Origin of the sequence: Fictibacillus arsenicus (assembly GCF_001999465.1) — a bacterium.
Lineage (GTDB): Bacteria > Bacillota > Bacilli > Bacillales > Fictibacillaceae > Fictibacillus > Fictibacillus arsenicus.
In genome coordinates, this window is record NZ_MQMF01000011.1 from 1 (window position 1) to 17,934 (window position 17,934).

The window sequence follows — 17,934 nt, forward strand, 5'->3', positions numbered from 1 at the left end:
GGGGCGTTTAAGAATATTAATCCTGAAGAGCTGGAGTTAACAGCATTGATTCATGATATTGGTAAGATCTCTACGCCCGACGCAGTGCTTATGAAGAACGGTAAACTAACCGAAGAAGAGTACGAAATTATGAAAGAACATCCAGTCGATGGCATGGAACTGGCTAAGTCTTTTGGATATTCAGAACGGGTGCTTAAGGCGATTCTTCACCACCATGAAAGGTATGATGGCTTAGGCTACCCTTGTAAGCTAGCGGGTAAAGAGATTCCATTTTATTCCCGGATATTAGCGGTCGCAGATTCATTTGATGCTATGACAAGCAGCCGAGCATATCGGAAAGCTATGACTCCTTGGGATGCAAAAAAAGAGATCGAAAACCAATCCGGAAAAATGTATGATCCAGCAATAGTAGAAGTTTTTAATAGAGCGTATTACGACATGCTTTTAATCTGCGAGGAGAATGAAGACATCTATAACAACGTAAACCTTATCGCTCATAAAGAGGTTTCCTCCGGATTATTCGAAGGAAAATCGGATTAGTCAAAGAATAAATAAGAGTGAAAATATTTTATAAAGTAAGGGGCTAACAAAGATGAATGCGACTACTTCATTGACCGAGACATTATTGGAAGAATTCTATACTGTCGTTCGAACGACAAGTAATTTATTGAAAAAAGCCGATCAATCAGTATTTGATTTCCGTCCATCAGATAACATGAGGACATTCTTAGAACTGGCTAACCATCTTGTTCAAATCTCACATGTTGATTTAGCCATCCTTCAGGAAAAGTCTGAAACGGAAATTCGTGAACTGGAAAAGAAATTATCTGCTCAAAACGTAGCCGAACTAACACATGTTCTGGAAGAAGGCTATCATTTATTAAAGTCCTACTTTTTATCTCTTTCAGAAGAAGAATTTTTGAATAAAGAAACAAAAGCATTTTACGCTGAAAAAGGCATGACACAGGCAAAGTGGCTCGTAGAAATCGTTACACACGCTTTTCATCATCGAGCGCAATTATTTACATATTTAAAGCAAACGAAACATGAAGTGAATATGTTTGATTTGTACTAAAAGCACCAGGGAGATATCCCTAGTGCTTTTCCTTTCTAGTGACATATCTGTTTCTTTCCTGTAGTATTGGGAGTCAAATAAAGCAGAGGGTTCTTTATTAAGTAAGATTTTAATAACTTTTCTTCAAATGATTGTTGATTCAGGCTCTTCCTTCATTGCAAGTTAATTGGAGTGCAAAGTGCGAGACTCCTGCTGGATTAGTGGGACAGGTGAGACCCCGCCAGCGCAAGGCGATAGGGAGGCTCACCGCCCACCCCGCGGAAAGCGAGCATACTGGAACGGAAATTACCTACCTTCAAGAGCAACAAAGTTTACTGAAACAGCCTTAGATTTTAAGAAGGAAAATATTATTCTTTATTGAATCTTTTATGAGGTGAATTATTAGTCTAATTTAAATACATCCACGAGGTGATAGTTACATGTATACCGTTTTTTCTACATTTGATGTACCGAATGAAAAAGCAGAAGAAGTAATCAATATTTATAAAAATCGCTCCCGCTCTGTTGACGATGCACCAGGGTTCGTGGATTTTCTATTATTACAAAATGATAAAAGAGCGGGCGAATTAACTGTTCAGCTCATTTTTTCTACAAAAGAAGATTATTTAAAGTGGGTCAGAAGTGAAGACTTCAAAAAAATTCACGATCTGGAGAAAAAGTACCCTGATAAAGAATTAGCTGCTGTAATTCCTACAGTTAAACAATATAAGGTGGTTGCAAAATGACGGAATTTAACATAAATGCTATGGTAGAACGAGTTACTGAAAAAATTTATGAAAATGACCCGTCACTTTTGGACCGTTATGGTGAGAAAGGAAGAACTAAATGCATCGATGATAATCACCACCACTTCAAGCATTTAGAGACAGCTTACGAACTAGATAACGAGGAATTTTTTACGGATTATGCCCTATGGCTGGATGGAATTCTGCAGAAGTTCGGTATGACGACTGAACTCTTGATGGATAATTTTTTATTAATCGTTGATGTGTTAAATGAACAAGATGTGAAAGATACCCCGAGAATCGAAGCATATATAGATTATTTAAACAAAGCCAACAGCATTCTATGTGAGAAAGCAGCAGCTCACTAATAAAAGGAGGGGTCGGCCAATGGCTATATCAGATGTTGAGAAATTGGCACGGTTGTTGTTAGATGGCAACCATGCTGAAGCGATGCGTTTTATTAAACAGCAGCCAAACCAAAGCCGGATGGTTTTATTTAGAGACCTGTTTACTCCTGCTATGTACCTTATAGGTGAACTATGGGAAAATAATGAGATTTCAGTAGCTGATGAACATTTGGCTACAGGCGTCTGTGATTTTGTGCTTTCTAGATTGTTTCAAGTTTCAGAGGAAAATATGGGCGAAAAAAACAAAGCCATGTTTCTTTGTCTGCAAGGTGAGCAGCATTATTTAGGCATCAAGATGATTAATAGTCTTTTTGAAGAACGAGACTGGGAAACGAAATATTACGGAGCAAGCCTTCCGTTAGAATATGCGCTTAAGTCAGCTCTGCAGTGGAAACCTGAAGTGATCGGACTTTCAGTTTCCATTGTCTATAACCTGCCCGTTCTTAAAAATTATGTTCGCACACTAGCTGCTCTGCCTCACAAGCCTGTAATTTTAATAGGCGGGAGACTTGCGAATAAGTATGACTTAGAGCCATATACCAACAATCAAGGAATCATCATTAATAATCTCGAACAGGCAGAAAAATGGCTGGACGAGTATGTGGAAGAGAGGATCAATGCCTGAACATGAACTGTGCATTACCGGTACCATACGTAAAAATAAATAAAGATGGGCTGATTCAAGGCATGTCACAACAGGCGAGTGCTCTCTTGGACGGACAGGTAGAAACGATTCATGATTGTTTTGACGAGGAGAGTCATAATAAGCTGACCAAGTACTTGCTGCCTTTTGAAGGTGAAAAGAGCTTTGAAGCAAATGTGAAAGGCAAAGATAACCCTTTTGTTCTCTGCGACGTTCATATTTCGTGGGAAAAGGACGATGCACATGTTGTTTTAATTCCGACAGGCACGAATGTGAGGGGACTCGAAGAAAAGCTTTCAGAGCTTAGGCTGAGGCTTGCCTCCACAGATTTTGAGCTTTTTGAGAAAAAAGAAGCGTTGGAAGATACTATGAAGCGTCTGGATGAACTTTCTGGTCCTTTTATTCCGATCTCAGAAAAGATGGCTTTTGTCCCTTTATTCGGGGATATTACTGAAAGTAAAATGATGACTGTGACGGGAAATGCTTTGAAAGCCGCATACGAAGGCCAGTTTGAAGACATTTTCTTCGATTTATCTGCTACCGGCGAGATTGATGAACCAGGAGTTCAAAAGCTAAGTGAACTGTTCCGCATGCTTCACTACATGAACGGAAAGCCGGTAAATATTATAGGTGTAAAACCTAAGCACGCAAGACAGCTTCATAAACTAGATGTGGATTGGCCGGTTTATTATGAAACTTCATTAAAAGAAGTGCTGCTGCAGCACTCATAAAATACAGAAAGCACCTCGCATAAATGGAGGTGCTTTTTTCATGGAGATTAATATCTATTTTTCTTCCGGTGCAAAGTAGCCAGGATAATAGGAGCTAATGCCGCACCGCCAATCAGTCCAAATAAATGACCAAGAACATTGATTCTTTCATTTAAAAACGTAGAAACTAAACTGATACCCAATACTACCAGAAGAATTTGCGTATTGGCTCTGTCTATATATTGACGGTGATTATACAGCATATAAACATAAATACCGAACAGTCCAAAGATCGAACCAGAAGCACCGATATGTGCGTATGACAACGGAAGCATTAAAAGGGTTGCGATGTTCGCGATCAGACCAGCACCAACATAACCGATAATAAACCTCGCTTTTCCGAGTATCTGTTCCAGAGCAGGACCAAATAAAATAAGTGAAAAAGAGTTAAAAATAAGATGTGCCACAGCTTCATGCGTAATAATTGGTGTTAAAAGCCGCCAATACTCTCCAGCAGCAATATAATAATTAGAACCAACCATCAAATGATACAAAGACGTGCGAAAAGGGGTAAAATTAATAAGAAGAAATACAACAATATGAACAGCTGTTAGGAAAGTTACAATCGGGTAGCGCTTAATAAAAGTTTGGAAGCTTTCATCTCTTATGAACATTGGAATAGATCACCCTTTTTTTATGCGAGTTTATACATATTTTAAATTCTTCCTTAAGTTTACCATGCAAGAGGGAAGAGAGCGAAAGATATAGCTGTAAAGGAGAAAGCGAATGATTGTAGGAACAGGCATCGATATTATAGAAATGAAAAGAATCAAAAAAGCAGCGCTTCATCAAGAACGTTTTTCGAAAAGAATCTTAACGCCTTTTGAACAAAAAAGATTTGAATCACTGAATGGAGGCAGAAAATACGAATACCTAGCCGGTAGATTTGCTGCTAAAGAAGCGATGGCAAAAGCACTCGGAGTTGGGATTGGTGCAGAGCTGTCATGGCATGACATGGAAATTAAAAGTGATGAAAAAGGTAAGCCTTTTATAACATCTCCATATCCTTATTTATGCCACTTATCGATCTCTCATACGAAGGAATACGCTGTGGCTCAAGTTATTTTAGAAAGCTCGTCAAGCTAGTCTGCATATTGTCCAGGGTTGTCTCATATATTGTAATGCGGTAGAAGGGGCAGTCCTTTGCTTGAAGCGAAGTTAGCACCCCCTTCAATGTCGAAATTACTTTGGGACAAAGGGGATGGCAAAAAATGAAAAAAACACTGTCAATTATTTTGACGGCGTTCATGGCTTTAATGGTCCTGTCTGCATGCGGAGAACAAAGCCAGAGTGATGTTCTGGATTCTTTGGAAGAAAGAATGGAAAAGATGACAGGCTATAAAGCAGAAGCCAAAATGACTTTAAACACAGGGGAAAAGCCATTGACGTATGATTTGGAAATATGGCATAAGAAACCGGATTTTTACCGGGTCAGCTTAAAGAATGCTGAAAAAGACCAGAGTCAGATGATCTTGCGCAATAAGGACGGGGTCTTCGTACTGACGCCAGCTCTTAATAAAAGCTTCCGTTTCCAAAGTGACTGGCCGGAAAACAATAGTCAAGTATATTTATTCCAATCACTTATCGCGGATATTTTAAATGATACTGACCGCGGCTTTAAATCAAAAGAGAAAAGCTATGTTTTCCATACAAAAACAAATTACCAGAACAAAAACTTATACCAGCAGGAAATCACATTAAATAAAGATCTGGATCCAACCCAAGTCCGTATTATGGATCAAGATCAAAAAGAGCTTGTAAGATTGGATTTCTCAAAAGTTCAATTTAATGCAAAGTTTGATAAGAACTCTTTCGATATGGAATCCAACATGTCGAGTGCTCAATTCGAAATTCCCACTTTCTCTGGATCAGACGAAGAGTTTGAAGTGCTGTATCCGACATACACTTCCAACTTGAACCTGGTGAACGAAAGAGAAGTAGCACTTGGTGACAATGATTCAAAGGTAGTTCTAAATTATGCTGATGCAGAAGAAAATAAATCTTTTACACTCATGCAGCAAAAAAATACAGCTGTAGAAACAGCGTCGAGGTTGACTTTGGCTAACGGAGAACCCGTGGACCTAGGCTTCACAGTAGGAGCCATGACAGAACAATCTGTAACATGGAACTATAACGGTGTAGACTATTTCCTCGCATCAAATAATTTAGATCAAGAAGAGCTTATGGCTATTGCAAGATCCGTAAATGGAGAAGCAATTAAATAATTTCTTCTATAATATAAGATGGGCGGCTAAGATATTAGCCGTCTTTTCTTTTGGCGTTTTTATAGGTTTTACGGACGTGTTTTTATATTTATTACACGTTCGCTCAAAATTTTCGAGTACCGCTCAAAATGTCTGAGTTACGCTCAAACCTGTGCTAGCTGGGCTCAAAAAAAGTTCCGGACCGCTCAACTTTTCCCATCTTCGCTCAAAACATGGTTTTACTCCTATGGCTAAACTTAACTTTTCAAAGAACCAACCCTTATTTACTTACATAATTCTAATGAAACAGTTAAAATAAGAGGCAATCATTCAGTTTTTCTTTGCAGGAGGCTTAATTGTGAACAGAAATCACTTTTATAGAGATACATGGGCAGAAATAAATCTAGATAAAATCAGCAAAAACATAAAATCATTCAAAAGACATCTTCCTGATCAAAAAATTATGGCAGTTGTTAAGGCGAATGGTTATGGCCATGGAGCGTACCAGACTGCAGTCGAGGCGATTGAATCAGGAGCTGAACTGCTTGCTGTTGCGATACTCGACGAGGCACTGGCATTAAGACAACAAGGAATTTCAGCACCGATTTTAGTTATGAACCGTATACGTCCTGAATATGTTAGTCTTGCGGCGGAAAATGAGATAAGCATCACCGTTTTCCAAAAAGACTGGCTTAAAGAAGCTTCGGACTTTCTAAAAGAAACCGATAAAATATTAAACATTCACTTAAAACTTGATACAGGTATGGGAAGAGTGGGTATTACAGATGAAGAGGAGCTGTATGAGGTTTCTCTTTTGATACAGAATTCTTCTGCCTATGAAATAGAAGGTGTCTTTACTCACTTCGCTACAGCGGATGAATGGGAATCTGAACTGTTTGAAACCCAAAGAAAAAGATTTATTAATCAATTAGACTTGCTGAAAAAGTGGGGAATTGCACCGAAATACGTTCACAGCGCCAACAGTGCCGCAGCATTGCGCAAGGTTGAAGGACCGTTTAATCTCGTTCGATTGGGAATCAGCATGTATGGTTTATCTCCATCTTTAGAGATGAAAGAAAAGCTCCCTTTTATATTAGAAGAAGCTTTCAGTCTGCATTCTCAGCTGATTCATGTTAAAAAACTGATGCCTGGAGATACTGTAAGTTATGGAGCGACTTATACAGCGAAAGTAGAAGAGTGGGTAGGAACTCTTCCGATCGGATATGCAGATGGATGGCAGCGAAGATTATCGCCAGGTGCTGATGTGCTGATTCGGGGAGAGCGTGCACCTATTATCGGCAGGATCTGTATGGATCAATGCATGATCAGACTTCCTTATAAAATGAATATTGGTGAAAAAGCTACCTTAATAGGGAACCAGAATGATGAAACAATTGAAATGGATGAAATTGCTTTTCTAGCAAAAACCATAAATTATGAGATACCATGTTTAATTTCTTCTCGAGTGCCGAGAGTTTTTGTGAAAAAGGGTCGAATTTCAGAAAATATGAATGTAATTCTAAATTTTTAGCAGAATATTAGAAGGACTATTAAAAATTTTGTAGAATAAATACTTTGAAATCGCTTTGCAAATGGAATATTGAAGTGATAAGATTATATGTGGTTAAAAGGAACTCGATCGTAGTATAGCTTTGCGCTGGAGGTGTATGTTGTGTCCGAATTGAACACAAAAAGAATCGTGATTAGTCTTCCTCAAAAGTTGCTGACTGAGGTAGATCGTGTCATTAAAAAAGAGAATTTGGACCGCAGCGAATTTATCCATCAAGCTACTGAAATGTTTCTTCGTGAGCGGAAGAATAAACGTCAGTTTCGTGATGAGATGAAACAGGGTTACATGGAAATGGCTAAGATCAATCTAACGATTGCCTCAGAAGCATTTATGTTAGAGGAGGAAGCCGATCATACCTTGGACCGCTTAGTTAGCGGGGTGTAGTCCTTGATAGTCAAACGCGGAGACGTTTACTTTGCAGATCTTTCACCGGTAGTAGGTTCAGAACAAGGCGGAATACGTCCTGTACTGATCATACAGAATGATATCGGAAACCGTTTTAGCCCAACAGTTATAGTTGCTGCAATCACAGCCCAAATTCAAAAAGCAAAACTTCCAACACATGTTGAAATAGATTCTAAAAAATATGGCTTTGAACGGGATTCAGTTATTTTGCTTGAACAGATCAGAACGATTGACAAGCAAAGATTAACAGATAAGATTACACAGCTGGATGAAGACATGATGCGCAGGGTAGACGACGCATTGCAGATCAGTACTGGTCTGGTAGATTTTTAAATTTTTATAACACACATTGAGAAACTGTCTGACAGAGGTCTGGCGGTTTTTTATTTTAGCTGGAAAAAAATACAGGTTTGAAATTGCAGAAAATCGGTTATATATCCAAGGTTAGAAACAGTGTAAACATTGCAGAAAATTATCAGAAATGAAATAATAGAGTCGATACTATATGTAGCGGGGGTGCTATACAAATTGGACAACTTGATTGTACAAATGATCAACGAAAATCAAGAAACCCTTAAAAATAATTGGCTTAAAGAGGTCAATCTTTTTAAAGATAAAGAAATTGCGAGCTATTCAACTACACTAAAACTTAGTGAAGAAACAGATCAGCAGTTTTTTGAGCTATTAATTAAGCATATTAATTATCACGATATTTCCAAAGATGGGACACTGGATCAATTTTTTGACCAGGTGCTTCATACTGGATTGCCGCTAAAATATTTAACGCAAGGGCTTCAGATTGCTCGCCGCGTTATTCTAAATATGCTTGTCGAAGCGGAAATGGAACAGGAGAAACTTGCTGCTCTTTACCGTGAGATCGACAGCTGGCTTGATCCGATTTTAAACAGAGTGGTAGAAAACTCATCTCAGATTTGGGAGAGAACAGTATCCATTCAAAAAACAGCACTGTTGGAACTCTCTGCTCCGCTTATTCCAGTATTCAAAAATATCAGTGTAATGCCTTTGATCGGTTCTATTGATACTGAGCGCGCAAAGCTGATTATGGAAAACTTATTGAATGGTGTCATCAAATACCGCTCTGAAGTCGTTCTTATTGATATTACAGGAGTGCCAGTCGTTGATACGATGGTCGCTCACCATATTATCCAGGCTGCTGATGCTGTCAGATTACTTGGATCTACTTGTATCCTTGTAGGAATCAGACCAGAAATTGCACAGACAATTGTAAGCTTAGGCATTGATTTAAGCTTATTCCCTACAAAGAGTACGCTTCAAAAAGGCATGGAAAATGCTTTAGAAATTACGAATCAGCAATTAATAAGCAATGAATAGGGAGTGTTGGAAAAAATGAGAATTCCCATTTTAAAATTGCATGAATATTTATTGATCACCATCCAAGTTGAAATGGACGATCAAACAGCCCTTCAATTTCAAGAGGATCTATTGAATAAAATTCATGATACCGGTGCTAAGGGAGTAGTAATTGACTTAACTTCCGTTGACATGATCGACTCTTTTATTGCAAAAGTTCTTGGAGATGTAGTGAGAATGTCAAAATTAATGGGAGCTCAAGTTGTGTTAACAGGAATACAGCCCGCAGTTGCTATTACACTTATTGACCTTGGAATATCCATGAGGGAAGTTTCGACAGCACTTGACTTAGAACAGGGGCTTGATAAATTGCGTCTGGAACTGGAGGGATGATAATGGACATCCAATCCTGTGTGGAAGTACGCAACGAGTGGGACATCGTAAGTGCCCGTCAGCTTGGCAGAAACATGGCCAAGGAGCTTGGCTTCGGAAATGTTGACCAAGCTAGAATTACAACAGCGATATCTGAACTTGCCCGGAATATTTATTTGTATGCGGGCAGAGGAAAAATCTGTATCGAGCCTATCGATCAACTAGGCAGAAAGGGTCTGCGAATCGTAGCCCTAGACAATGGACCTGGAATCCGCGAAATTCGTAAAGTAATGGAAGATGGGTATACTACTTCCGGAGGTTTAGGAGCAGGATTGCCAGGCGTGAAGCGTTTAATGGATGAATTTTCTATTGAGTCCACAGTTGATGTGGGAACGGAGATTTCTGCTACTAAATGGCTTCGTTAGGAGGAGAGCTCTTGACTGCAAAAGACGCACTAACTGAACGTTACCAAGATCTATTATCGGTCTATTTAAAAGCTAAAACTGAGACGACACTCTATAAAGGCCAGCAATTCAGCAGAAAATTGCTTGAACAGCAAATCTCTCCTGAAGATCTTGTCAGTCTGCATATCCAGGTTATGGACGAACTGTTTCCTGATATGTCAGAAGAAATGAGAGATTCCTTCGATTTCCTTCTGGAGGCAATGATCGGATATGGGTTTGCTTATCGTGAACATCAAAGTTTACGGGATAAACAGCAGCAGCTGGAATCAGAAATTGAAGTAGCTGCAAGCATGCAGCAGACTTTGCTGCTAAGTGATGTACCTGATTTTGATGAACTGGATATTGGAGTTGTCAGTGTTCCAGCTAAGAAAATGAACGGTGATTATTATAATTTTGTAAAAAGTGGAAGTAGCCTTAGTGTTGCCGTAGCTGATATAATCGGCAAAGGCATTCCGGCTGCACTCTGTATGTCTATGATTAAGTATGCGATGGACAGTCTTCCGGAAGAGCAGATGAAGCCTCATCTTCTTTTAGAAAACCTAAACCGCGTTGTTGAACAAAATGTTCACAGCAATATGTTTATAACAATGTTTCATGGTGTATATGAGCCTGAAAGTCATAAGTTCTTCTACGCAGGTGCAGGTCATGAACCTGGATTCATCTATAATGCAAAAGAAGATCGATTCCACGATTTAATTGCTAAAGGGCTTGTGTTAGGAGTTTCCCGAACAACCACTTATCATCCTTATGAGAGAGTAATCGAAATTGGAGATATGGTGATTCTCCTCTCTGATGGAGTAACGGAATGCCGTACAAGCAAAGGTTTTATTGAAAGAGAAGAAATCGTGTCACTGATCCGGAAGTATATGGATCTGCCTGCTCAGCAAATCGTTCAGAATGTTTTTCAGGAACTGGATCGATTACAAGGATTCGAGCTTAGAGATGATTTCACCTTAATTATTTTAAAACGAATGGTTTAGCATACTTTGGTTCAGGGTAAAGGTAATTTATCGAGTTTTAATCAAAGCGTGGGGGGAAAAAAATGAATTTGCAAATTAATCAAAACCAAATAAATGAAACACATGAGTTACACCTTACTGGAGAAGTAGATGCATACACTGCTCCAAAGCTAAAGGAAGTTATGCTTCCATTGACAGAAAAAGATGGCAGCGTTGTAGTTGTCGATCTTTCTGGAATCGATTATATGGATAGCACTGGATTAGGAATTTTTGTTGGAGCGCTAAAATCTTCAAAAGCTAACAATAGTTCATTAAAGCTTCGCGGTATGACAGATCGTGTTAAACGTATCTTTGAGATTACTGGATTAACTGAAGTAATGGATATTGAAAGCGGAGTAAAGGGGGAGGCGCTATGAGAACAGCGTCCGACTATATTGAAATGAATGTCCCCGCAAAACCGGACTATGTGGGTGTGGTCAGATTAACAATCTCTGGTCTTGCTAATAGAATGGGTTTTGCGTTTGATGAAATAGAAGATATTAAGATCGCTGTTTCTGAAGCAGTGACGAATGTTGTTAACCATGCTTATGCGGATGAAGATAAAGGTCAAGTCCGTATTGGCTGCAATATTTTCGACGACCGTATTGAAATAACAGTTGTCGATCAAGGTAAGAGCTTTGATGTTGACACTATCTCAAAAAATCTTGGCCCAGTTGATGGAAAATCTGTTGATCAGTTAAATGAGGGAGGTTTAGGCCTCTTCCTAATAGATACACTTATGGACAAGGTAGAAATAAGCAGTGAAGCCGGCGTCGTTGTAATGATGACAAAGTATCTTCACAGAGATGAGGTGGAGGAACATGTCGACAGAATCTCGCCAGCGCCTTCACAGTAAAGAGCAAGTCTATGCGTGGATCGACGAGTTGCAGCAAGATCCGCAAAATGAAGAAATTCAGACAAATCTTGTTCTGCAATATCAAGATCTCGTTCATTCCTTGGCAAGAAAATTTTCTAAAGGCAAAAGCATTCATGACGATTTAGTACAAGTCGGTATGATTGGTTTATTAGCTGCATTTAGAAGATATGATAAAACGTTTGGCAGATCGTTCGAATCATTTGCTGTTCCGACAATCGTAGGGGAAATTAAACGTTTTATTCGTGATAAGACTTGGAGTGTGCATGTACCTCGTCGAATTAAAGAGCTAGGACCGAGAATTAAAAAAGCGGTTGAAGAATTAACAACGAGCTTGCAGAGATCACCTAAGATTGCTGAAATTGCAGATTACCTGGAAGTTTCAGAAGAAGAAGTGCTAGAGACGATGGAAATGGGCAAGAGCTACCAAGCTCTTTCTGTAGACAGCTCTATCGAGGCTGACCAAGAGGGAAGTACAGTTACACTTCTAGATCTTGTTGGTTCAAATGATGAAGGATTCGATCAGATTGACAAAAGACTTCTTTTACAGAAAGCTTTTGCGGTTCTTTCTGAACGTGAACGTGAAATTCTTCAGTGCACTTATTTTGAAAACTTAAGCCAGAAGGAAACTGGAGAAAGATTAGATATCTCTCAAATGCACGTTTCCAGATTGCAAAGAAGAGCTTTAGAAAAGCTGAAAGAAGCTTTACGAGTGACTCCTTCGGAGGCGCTTAGATGATCGAACACTATCAATACAGCAGAGCATCTGTTTCCTCGTATCAAATACCGAAAAAGGGAAATGATCTTTGCGGAGATAGTTTTTACGTGAAAGAAACGGACAATTATTTGATTTGCGCTGTTGCGGATGGCTTAGGAAGCGGGAAAATGGCAAAAGAAGCATCTGGCGCAGCAACTGATATCATCGATCAAAATCATGATGAGACAGTTGAACAGCTTATGCATCTTTGCAACGATGGACTAAGACAAACGCGCGGTGCTGTTATTGCAATCGTTAAAGTCGATTATAAAAATCAAACTGCCACTTATTCTGGAGTAGGTAACATCCGTTTTATGGTCTCTGCAGAAAGACAACGTGCTGTACACCCTTTGCCGAAGGTTGGTTTTTTAGTAGGAAAACCAGAACGATTTAAAGTACAGGATTTTAAATTTGAGAGAGAGTTAACATTTATGCTCTATTCAGATGGCATGGATATTCATACGCAAAGCCGTTCGCTTTTAACAAAAATGATTTCACCGAAGGAATCTGTAAAGTATATAAGCGGATTACCGCAGGATATCAATGATGACGCTACAGTCTTGGTAGGTCAAGTGAATATGAGTTAGAGAAACATCATCCTTACCGCATTTGAGGATGGTGTTTTTTGTTTGCTAATAATTGTTGCTTTGTTGCTTTGCAAAGATAAGAAGGGGTTGCTTTCCGCTTCAGGATGCTCGCTTTCCGCAGGGCGTGCGGTGAGCCCCCTAGGCTATTCAAGCCTGCCGGGGTCTCGCACCTTCCGCTCCAATCAACTACCACGAAGTTCTTTTTTGAAAAATACCTAACAGCCTAAAGCTTTTTTACTGAGGGATTCACTTCGTTTATAATAGAAGTAATTGATTGAAAAAGGAGTGTTCTTATTGGGACAACCTGTTAATGAACAAGCATTGCGTATGATGGAACAGGAACTGAATGTTAAAGGTAAACAAATTAATCAAGTTATTGAATTGTTAGAAGAAGGAAATACGGTGCCTTTTATTGCCCGTTACCGAAAGGAATTAACAGGAGGTCTTGATGAAGTTCAGATTAAAGACATCATGGACCGCTGGACTTATTTGCAAAACCTTGCTTCACGCAAAGAGGAAGTTATTCGTCTAATCGATGAACAGGGAAAATTAACAGAAGAACTTACTGCTGCGATTAATAAAGTTCAAAAGCTGCAGGATATAGAAGATTTATATCGCCCTTATAAACAAAAAAGAAGAACAAAAGCGACTGTAGCAAAAGAAAAAGGATTAGAGCCTCTTGCGTTATGGCTTTTAGAAGAACGTAACGAAAGTCCTTTAGAAGCAGCAAAAGCATACATAAATGAAGAAAAAGAAGTAATGTCAGAAGAAGATGCCTTGCAAGGAGCTAAGGACATCATAGCTGAAATGCTGTCTGATGATGCTGATATGCGAAAATGGATACGGGAAGACACCTTTTCAAAAGGTGAGATCAAAACAGAAGGAAAAAATACAGAAGCTGACGAGAAGAAAGTATTCGAGATGTATTACGAATACCAAGAACCAATCCGGAAAATTGTCCCTCACCGGGTTCTTGCTGTGAACCGTGGTGAAAAAGAAGGGATCTTAAAGGTTGGCATCCGTACTCCTGCTGATTTGATCCATTCTAAAATGGAAAGAAAAACAATTAAGCGATCAGGTTCTCCAGCTGCACCATTTTTGCGAGAAGCGATAGAGGATGCATATAAAAGACTTATTGCACCTTCAATCGAAAGAGAAATTCGTGGTGCTTTAACAGAGCAGGCAGAAGAACGTGCCATTCACATTTTTTCTGAAAATGTAAGAAGCCTCTTGCTTCAAGCACCATTAAAAGGGAAAGTTGTATTAGGAGTTGACCCGGCATACCGTACCGGTTGCAAACTTGGTGTAGTTGATGAAACGGGTAAAGTTCTTCATATTCAGACCATTTATCCAACTCCGCCAAGATCAGAAGTTGAAAAATCTGCTGCGATAGTAAAAAAGCTGATTGATCAATATGATATTGAAATTGCAGCGATCGGAAACGGAACAGCTTCACGTGAAACGGAGCAGTTTATTGCAGAGACATTAAAAGATCTCGATAGATCAGTAGCATATGTGATTGTAAACGAAGCGGGTGCGAGTGTTTATTCAGCATCCAGTGTTGCACGTGAAGAGTTTCCAGACCTACAAGTAGAAGAGAGAAGTGCTGTTTCAATCGCGAGAAGACTTCAAGATCCTTTGGCGGAACTTGTGAAAATAGATCCAAAATCTATTGGGGTTGGACAATATCAGCATGATGTTTCACAAAAACGTCTAGGTGAAGAGATCGGTTTTGTAGTTGAAACAGCGGTTAACCAAGTAGGTGTAAACGTAAATACAGCATCAGCTTCATTGCTTCAGTACGTTTCTGGCCTGTCCAAAACGGTTGCTCAAAACATTATTTTAAAAAGAAATGATGTTGGGAAATTTAAAAATAGAACAGAACTGAAAAAGATTCCTCGCTTAGGTGCGAAAACGTACGAGCAATGTATCGGATTTTTGCGTGTAATGGATGGTGATCAGCCTTTGGACCAAACGGGTATCCACCCTGAAAGTTACCCAGGGACCAAAGCTTTATTAAAAGAGTTAGGATTTAAACCGGCCGACATCGGTTCAGAAGCTCTGGCAGATAAGCTAAAATCTCTTTCACTGCAGGAAACTTCGAGTAAACTGGATATTGGTGTTCCTACACTAAAAGATATTATAGACGGACTGACAAAACCCGGCCGTGATCCTCGTGATGAATTTTCTGGTCCCGTTCTTAAAACAGATGTTCTTAAGATGGAAGACTTAGCACAAGGGATGGAGCTGCAAGGAACAGTCCGCAATGTAGTAGATTTTGGAGCTTTCGTAGACATTGGAGTAAAGCAAGATGGTCTTGTTCATATTTCGAAATTAACTGACCGTTTTGTTAAGAATCCAATGGATGTTGTAAGTGTGGGTCAAGTGGTAACCGTTTGGGTCGATTCTGTAGATACAGCTAAACAGCGAATCGCCTTAACGATGATTGCTCCTAAAAAAGGATAGACAAAAGAAAAAGCACTTCTCCAGTGGGTCATTCTTCACTGGAGGAGTGCTTTCTGTTATAAAAGAACCAGCATTGATTCAATAAGCGGATTTGGTAACGGTCTTTTTGGTAATAAGCGCGGCGGAGCTGTCTTTTAAACCATGTTGGCATATAGAGAACCTCCTTGGAACTTCCCAATCCGTTGTTTGTGTATTAGTCTATGTTTAGATGCTTGTTAATGTGAACTTGAAATAGTAAGGGGCATGACCATGACAGATGAAGAACTGCAAAAACTAACAGAAGAGATCTCCATACAATTTTTCAATAAAAAGTTTCGTCATAACGCCAGATTTAACAAAAGGTTACGGACTACTGGGGGCCGTTACCTATTAAGGTCTCATGATATCGAAATGAATCCTCATCTTTATGCTGCATTTGGAATGGATGAACTGATCGGGGTTATAAAGCACGAGCTCGTGCATTATCACATGCATATTGAAGGGAAGGGCTATAAACATGGTGATTATGACTTTAAATATTGGCTGAATAAAGTGGGCGGAGCTCGGTATTGTCAATCTATTCCTGAAAAAAGACGAACAGAGAGTTATAAATATCACTACATATGCACAGACTGTATGCAGTCTTATAAAAGAAAAAGGAAAATTGATACGAAGAGATATGTGTGCGGAAAGTGCAGGGGGAAATTAAAACAGATTTCTTCAAAATAGGGTGTTGACTTCAATTATAGGAATGTGGTAATTTAATTAAGTCGCTGTTAGACAAGCCCTTTACATAGCCTTCTATAATGGGTGGCTGCAGCAATGAAAGCTTAGAAAAAACCTTCTAAAACGGGTTGACATTTTAAGCTGAAACAATTATGATATTAATTGTCCTTAAAAGACATTCCACAGTAGCTCAGTGGTAGAGCTATCGGCTGTTAACCGATCGGTCGTAGGTTCGAGTCCTACCTGTGGAGCCATACAGAGAAGTACCCAAGTGGCTCAAGGGGCTCCCCTGCTAAGGGAGTAGATCGCTAACGCGGTGCGAGGGTTCGAATCCCTTCTTCTCTGCCATGTGGCCCGTTGGTCAAGCGGTTAAGACACCGCCCTTTCACGGCGGTAACACGGGTTCGAATCCCGTACGGGTCACCATTTTATTTTGAAAATAAAATAAGAAATACCTAGATAAATGGACTCGTGGTGTAGTGGTTAACATGCCTGCCTGTCACGCAGGAGATCGCCGGTTCGACCCCGGTCGGGTCCGCCATTTTTATTCTAAGGTGTTGGGCTATAGCCAAGCGGTAAGGCAACGGACTTTGACTCCGTCATGCGCTGGTTCGAATCCAGCTAGCCCAGCCATTTTTTGTTTTTAAGATGAGTGTTGAATATTAACGCTTAATAACGTGTGAGAGCCATTAGCTCAGTCACAAGCGAAACATCGTGATTGGCTTCGGTTGTCTCGACGGATTAACTTCTTACCTTGCTTGTAGAGGAAGAGACAGGGTCCGACGAACATATTAGTGCGAGCCATTAGCTCAGTCGGTAGAGCATCTGACTTTTAATCAGAGGGTCGAAGGTTCGAGTCCTTCATGGCTCACCATTTTCAAATTAATATGCGGGTGTGGCGGAATTGGCAGACGCGCTAGACTTAGGATCTAGTGTCTTTGACGTGGGGGTTCGAGTCCCTTCACCCGCACCATATTAATTTTAACTAATAAGTTGCAGTGTTCATGCGCTGGCATCTTGCCGCGCGGTCGTGGCGGAATGGCAGACGCGCTAGCTTGAGGGGCTAGTGGGGGCAACCCCGTGGAGGTTCGAGTCCTCTCGACCGCACCAACTTTTCACAATAACATATAATGCATTTGAATATGCAATGGATATGCGCCCTTAGCTCAGCTGGATAGAGTGTTTGACTACGAATCAAAAGGTCGGGAGTTCGAATCTCTCAGGGCGCGCCATATTTTTTACGGGAAGTGGCTCAGCTTGGTAGAGCACCTGGTTTGGGACCAGGGGGTCGCAGGTTCAAATCCTGTCTTCCCGACCATTCTTTTGCGGGTGTAGTTTAGTGGTAAAACAAGAGCCTTCCAAGCTCTGGTCGTGAGTTCGATTCTCATCACCCGCTCCATTATTTTCACGGGCCTATAGCTCAGCTGGTTAGAGCGCACGCCTGATAAGCGTGAGGTCGATGGTTCGAGTCCATTTAGGCCCACCATATTATCTTTAAAAAAGATTTTTAAAAAGCGCTTGACTTTATAACTTCGATTCGGTAAGATAATAAAGCTGTCTCGAAAAAAGACAAGCCAAAC

23 protein-coding genes and 12 tRNA genes are annotated in these 17,934 nt (G+C 40.0%); 33 read left to right on the top strand and 2 right to left on the bottom strand.

Annotation, left to right across the window (positions count from 1 at the left end):
• The 6 genes from UN64_RS19330 to UN64_RS19355 all read left to right on the top strand — a co-directional run.
• Window positions 1-540, top strand: a 540-nt coding sequence (locus UN64_RS19330) for an HD-GYP domain-containing protein (RefSeq protein ID WP_139343214.1), incomplete at its 5' end; no start/stop codon positions are given.
• Window positions 541-592: 52 nt separating this feature from the next.
• Window positions 593-1,075, top strand: coding sequence for a DinB family protein (locus UN64_RS19335; protein ID WP_077365833.1), 483 nt, complete (start codon window positions 593-595; stop codon window positions 1,073-1,075).
• 419 nt (window positions 1,076-1,494) lie between these two features.
• Window positions 1,495-1,800, top strand: a complete 306-nt coding sequence (locus tag UN64_RS19340; RefSeq protein WP_077365835.1) for an antibiotic biosynthesis monooxygenase family protein — start codon at window positions 1,495-1,497, stop codon at window positions 1,798-1,800.
• Window positions 1,797-2,168, top strand: coding sequence for a hypothetical protein (locus UN64_RS19345; RefSeq protein ID WP_171978976.1), 372 nt, complete (start codon window positions 1,797-1,799; stop codon window positions 2,166-2,168). Before UN64_RS19340 ends, UN64_RS19345 begins: the two co-directional genes overlap by 4 nt.
• A 19-nt stretch (window positions 2,169-2,187) precedes the next feature.
• Window positions 2,188-2,832, top strand: coding sequence for a cobalamin B12-binding domain-containing protein (locus UN64_RS19350; RefSeq protein ID WP_077365837.1), 645 nt, complete (start codon window positions 2,188-2,190; stop codon window positions 2,830-2,832).
• A 2-nt stretch (window positions 2,833-2,834) separates the two neighbouring features.
• Window positions 2,835-3,581 carry a hypothetical protein gene (locus UN64_RS19355; protein WP_077365839.1) on the top strand — a complete coding sequence of 249 codons (747 nt, stop codon included), beginning with the start codon at window positions 2,835-2,837 and terminating at the stop codon, window positions 3,579-3,581.
• Window positions 3,582-3,628: 47 nt separating this feature from the next.
• Here UN64_RS19355 and UN64_RS19360 read toward each other — a convergent pair whose 3' ends face one another.
• A complete protein-coding gene (locus UN64_RS19360) occupies window positions 3,629-4,234 on the bottom strand; it encodes a rhomboid family intramembrane serine protease (protein WP_077365841.1) in 606 nt (201 codons plus the stop codon).
• Window positions 4,235-4,346: 112 nt separating this feature from the next.
• On the opposite strand from UN64_RS19360, the gene acpS reads away from it, so the two are divergent.
• From acpS to UN64_RS19430, 14 genes are all read left to right on the top strand, one after another.
• Window positions 4,347-4,706, top strand: coding sequence for a holo-ACP synthase (acpS, locus tag UN64_RS19365; protein ID WP_077365843.1), 360 nt, complete (start codon window positions 4,347-4,349; stop codon window positions 4,704-4,706).
• Between the two features lie 125 nt (window positions 4,707-4,831).
• Window positions 4,832-5,845 carry a LolA family protein gene (locus UN64_RS19370; RefSeq protein WP_077365845.1) on the top strand — a complete coding sequence of 338 codons (1,014 nt, stop codon included), beginning with the start codon at window positions 4,832-4,834 and terminating at the stop codon, window positions 5,843-5,845.
• Between the two features lie 334 nt (window positions 5,846-6,179).
• On the top strand, window positions 6,180-7,355 hold the full coding sequence (gene alr / locus UN64_RS19375) for an alanine racemase (protein WP_139343216.1): 1,176 nt from the start codon (window positions 6,180-6,182) through the stop codon (window positions 7,353-7,355).
• Between the two features lie 141 nt (window positions 7,356-7,496).
• Window positions 7,497-7,778, top strand: coding sequence for a CopG family ribbon-helix-helix protein (locus UN64_RS19380; RefSeq protein WP_066285713.1), 282 nt, complete (start codon window positions 7,497-7,499; stop codon window positions 7,776-7,778).
• Between the two features lie 3 nt (window positions 7,779-7,781).
• Window positions 7,782-8,132 (top strand): type II toxin-antitoxin system PemK/MazF family toxin, encoded by a 351-nt coding sequence (locus UN64_RS19385; protein WP_066239453.1) that lies wholly within the window; start codon window positions 7,782-7,784, stop codon window positions 8,130-8,132.
• Window positions 8,133-8,327: 195 nt separating this feature from the next.
• Entirely contained in the window at window positions 8,328-9,152 is an 825-nt protein-coding gene (locus UN64_RS19390) for an STAS domain-containing protein (protein WP_077365849.1), read from the top strand.
• Window positions 9,153-9,167: 15 nt separating this feature from the next.
• The gene (locus UN64_RS19395; protein ID WP_066239455.1) at window positions 9,168-9,524 is read left to right on the top strand and encodes an STAS domain-containing protein; all 357 of its coding nucleotides are present in this window, start codon (window positions 9,168-9,170) and stop codon (window positions 9,522-9,524) included.
• Window positions 9,525-9,526: 2 nt separating this feature from the next.
• Window positions 9,527-9,928 carry an anti-sigma regulatory factor gene (locus tag UN64_RS19400; protein ID WP_066285716.1) on the top strand — a complete coding sequence of 134 codons (402 nt, stop codon included), beginning with the start codon at window positions 9,527-9,529 and terminating at the stop codon, window positions 9,926-9,928.
• A gap of 11 nt (window positions 9,929-9,939) precedes the next feature.
• Window positions 9,940-10,947 carry a PP2C family protein-serine/threonine phosphatase gene (locus UN64_RS19405; protein WP_139343217.1) on the top strand — a complete coding sequence of 336 codons (1,008 nt, stop codon included), beginning with the start codon at window positions 9,940-9,942 and terminating at the stop codon, window positions 10,945-10,947.
• A 62-nt stretch (window positions 10,948-11,009) separates the two neighbouring features.
• Window positions 11,010-11,342 (top strand): STAS domain-containing protein, encoded by a 333-nt coding sequence (locus UN64_RS19410; RefSeq protein ID WP_077365853.1) that lies wholly within the window; start codon window positions 11,010-11,012, stop codon window positions 11,340-11,342.
• Window positions 11,339-11,821 carry an anti-sigma B factor RsbW gene (gene rsbW / locus UN64_RS19415; protein WP_077365855.1) on the top strand — a complete coding sequence of 161 codons (483 nt, stop codon included), beginning with the start codon at window positions 11,339-11,341 and terminating at the stop codon, window positions 11,819-11,821. Before UN64_RS19410 ends, rsbW begins: the two co-directional genes overlap by 4 nt.
• Window positions 11,787-12,578: an RNA polymerase sigma factor SigB gene (gene sigB / locus UN64_RS19420; protein WP_066285727.1), complete on the top strand. Its 792-nt coding sequence runs from the start codon at window positions 11,787-11,789 to the stop codon at window positions 12,576-12,578. The genes rsbW and sigB overlap by 35 nt, the downstream gene beginning before the upstream one ends.
• Window positions 12,575-13,183: a SpoIIE family protein phosphatase gene (locus tag UN64_RS19425; RefSeq protein ID WP_077365857.1), complete on the top strand. Its 609-nt coding sequence runs from the start codon at window positions 12,575-12,577 to the stop codon at window positions 13,181-13,183. The genes sigB and UN64_RS19425 overlap by 4 nt, the downstream gene beginning before the upstream one ends.
• 327 nt (window positions 13,184-13,510) lie before the next feature.
• Window positions 13,511-15,649 (top strand): Tex family protein, encoded by a 2,139-nt coding sequence (locus UN64_RS19430; protein WP_077365863.1) that lies wholly within the window; start codon window positions 13,511-13,513, stop codon window positions 15,647-15,649.
• A gap of 28 nt (window positions 15,650-15,677) precedes the next feature.
• On the opposite strand, the gene cmpA is transcribed toward UN64_RS19430, so the two are convergent.
• On the bottom strand, window positions 15,678-15,800 hold the full coding sequence (cmpA, locus tag UN64_RS20640) for a cortex morphogenetic protein CmpA (RefSeq protein WP_130297391.1): 123 nt from the start codon (window positions 15,798-15,800) through the stop codon (window positions 15,678-15,680).
• A gap of 98 nt (window positions 15,801-15,898) precedes the next feature.
• Between cmpA and UN64_RS19435 the strand changes: the two genes are divergently transcribed.
• The 13 genes from UN64_RS19435 (at window position 15,899) to UN64_RS19495 (ending at window position 17,840) form a co-directional block, all read left to right on the top strand.
• Window positions 15,899-16,357 carry a SprT family protein gene (locus UN64_RS19435; RefSeq protein ID WP_077365859.1) on the top strand — a complete coding sequence of 153 codons (459 nt, stop codon included), beginning with the start codon at window positions 15,899-15,901 and terminating at the stop codon, window positions 16,355-16,357.
• Window positions 16,358-16,533: 176 nt separating this feature from the next.
• Window positions 16,534-16,608, top strand: a tRNA-Asn gene (locus UN64_RS19440).
• Between the two features lie 3 nt (window positions 16,609-16,611).
• A tRNA-Ser gene (locus UN64_RS19445) sits at window positions 16,612-16,702 on the top strand.
• Window positions 16,703-16,705: 3 nt separating this feature from the next.
• Window positions 16,706-16,780 (top strand) — tRNA-Glu (locus UN64_RS19450).
• A 39-nt stretch (window positions 16,781-16,819) separates the two neighbouring features.
• Window positions 16,820-16,895: transfer RNA gene (locus UN64_RS19455), tRNA-Asp, on the top strand.
• A gap of 17 nt (window positions 16,896-16,912) precedes the next feature.
• Window positions 16,913-16,987, top strand: a tRNA-Gln gene (locus UN64_RS19460).
• A 165-nt stretch (window positions 16,988-17,152) separates the two neighbouring features.
• A tRNA-Lys gene (locus tag UN64_RS19465) sits at window positions 17,153-17,228 on the top strand.
• A gap of 15 nt (window positions 17,229-17,243) precedes the next feature.
• Window positions 17,244-17,327: transfer RNA gene (locus UN64_RS19470), tRNA-Leu, on the top strand.
• Between the two features lie 51 nt (window positions 17,328-17,378).
• Window positions 17,379-17,464 (top strand) — tRNA-Leu (locus tag UN64_RS19475).
• A gap of 45 nt (window positions 17,465-17,509) precedes the next feature.
• Window positions 17,510-17,586 (top strand) — tRNA-Arg (locus tag UN64_RS19480).
• A 9-nt stretch (window positions 17,587-17,595) separates the two neighbouring features.
• Window positions 17,596-17,672: transfer RNA gene (locus tag UN64_RS19485), tRNA-Pro, on the top strand.
• Between the two features lie 7 nt (window positions 17,673-17,679).
• Window positions 17,680-17,753 (top strand) — tRNA-Gly (locus UN64_RS19490).
• Between the two features lie 10 nt (window positions 17,754-17,763).
• Window positions 17,764-17,840: transfer RNA gene (locus UN64_RS19495), tRNA-Ile, on the top strand.
• Window positions 17,841-17,934 lie beyond the last annotated feature (94 nt).

What these genes read in the sequence shown, in the direction of transcription:
- UN64_RS19335 (WP_077365833.1), top strand. Translation starts at nt 593, where the DNA reads ATGAATGCGACTACTTCATTGACCGAGACATTATTGGAAGAATTCTAT.
- UN64_RS19340 (WP_077365835.1), top strand. Translation starts at nt 1,495, where the DNA reads ATGTATACCGTTTTTTCTACATTTGATGTACCGAATGAAAAAGCAGAA.
- UN64_RS19345 (WP_171978976.1), top strand. Translation starts at nt 1,797, where the DNA reads ATGACGGAATTTAACATAAATGCTATGGTAGAACGAGTTACTGAAAAA.
- UN64_RS19350 (WP_077365837.1), top strand. Translation starts at nt 2,188, where the DNA reads ATGGCTATATCAGATGTTGAGAAATTGGCACGGTTGTTGTTAGATGGC.
- UN64_RS19355 (WP_077365839.1), top strand. Translation starts at nt 2,835, where the DNA reads ATGAACTGTGCATTACCGGTACCATACGTAAAAATAAATAAAGATGGG.
- UN64_RS19360 (WP_077365841.1), bottom strand. Translation starts at nt 4,234, where the DNA reads ATGTTCATAAGAGATGAAAGCTTCCAAACTTTTATTAAGCGCTACCCG.
- acpS (WP_077365843.1), top strand. Translation starts at nt 4,347, where the DNA reads ATGATTGTAGGAACAGGCATCGATATTATAGAAATGAAAAGAATCAAA.
- UN64_RS19370 (WP_077365845.1), top strand. Translation starts at nt 4,832, where the DNA reads ATGAAAAAAACACTGTCAATTATTTTGACGGCGTTCATGGCTTTAATG.
- UN64_RS19395 (WP_066239455.1), top strand. Translation starts at nt 9,168, where the DNA reads ATGAGAATTCCCATTTTAAAATTGCATGAATATTTATTGATCACCATC.
- UN64_RS19400 (WP_066285716.1), top strand. Translation starts at nt 9,527, where the DNA reads ATGGACATCCAATCCTGTGTGGAAGTACGCAACGAGTGGGACATCGTA.
- UN64_RS19410 (WP_077365853.1), top strand. Translation starts at nt 11,010, where the DNA reads ATGAATTTGCAAATTAATCAAAACCAAATAAATGAAACACATGAGTTA.
- rsbW (WP_077365855.1), top strand. Translation starts at nt 11,339, where the DNA reads ATGAGAACAGCGTCCGACTATATTGAAATGAATGTCCCCGCAAAACCG.
- sigB (WP_066285727.1), top strand. Translation starts at nt 11,787, where the DNA reads ATGTCGACAGAATCTCGCCAGCGCCTTCACAGTAAAGAGCAAGTCTAT.
- UN64_RS19425 (WP_077365857.1), top strand. Translation starts at nt 12,575, where the DNA reads ATGATCGAACACTATCAATACAGCAGAGCATCTGTTTCCTCGTATCAA.
- UN64_RS19430 (WP_077365863.1), top strand. Translation starts at nt 13,511, where the DNA reads ATGATGGAACAGGAACTGAATGTTAAAGGTAAACAAATTAATCAAGTT.
- cmpA (WP_130297391.1), bottom strand. Translation starts at nt 15,800, where the DNA reads ATGCCAACATGGTTTAAAAGACAGCTCCGCCGCGCTTATTACCAAAAA.
- UN64_RS19435 (WP_077365859.1), top strand. Translation starts at nt 15,899, where the DNA reads ATGACAGATGAAGAACTGCAAAAACTAACAGAAGAGATCTCCATACAA.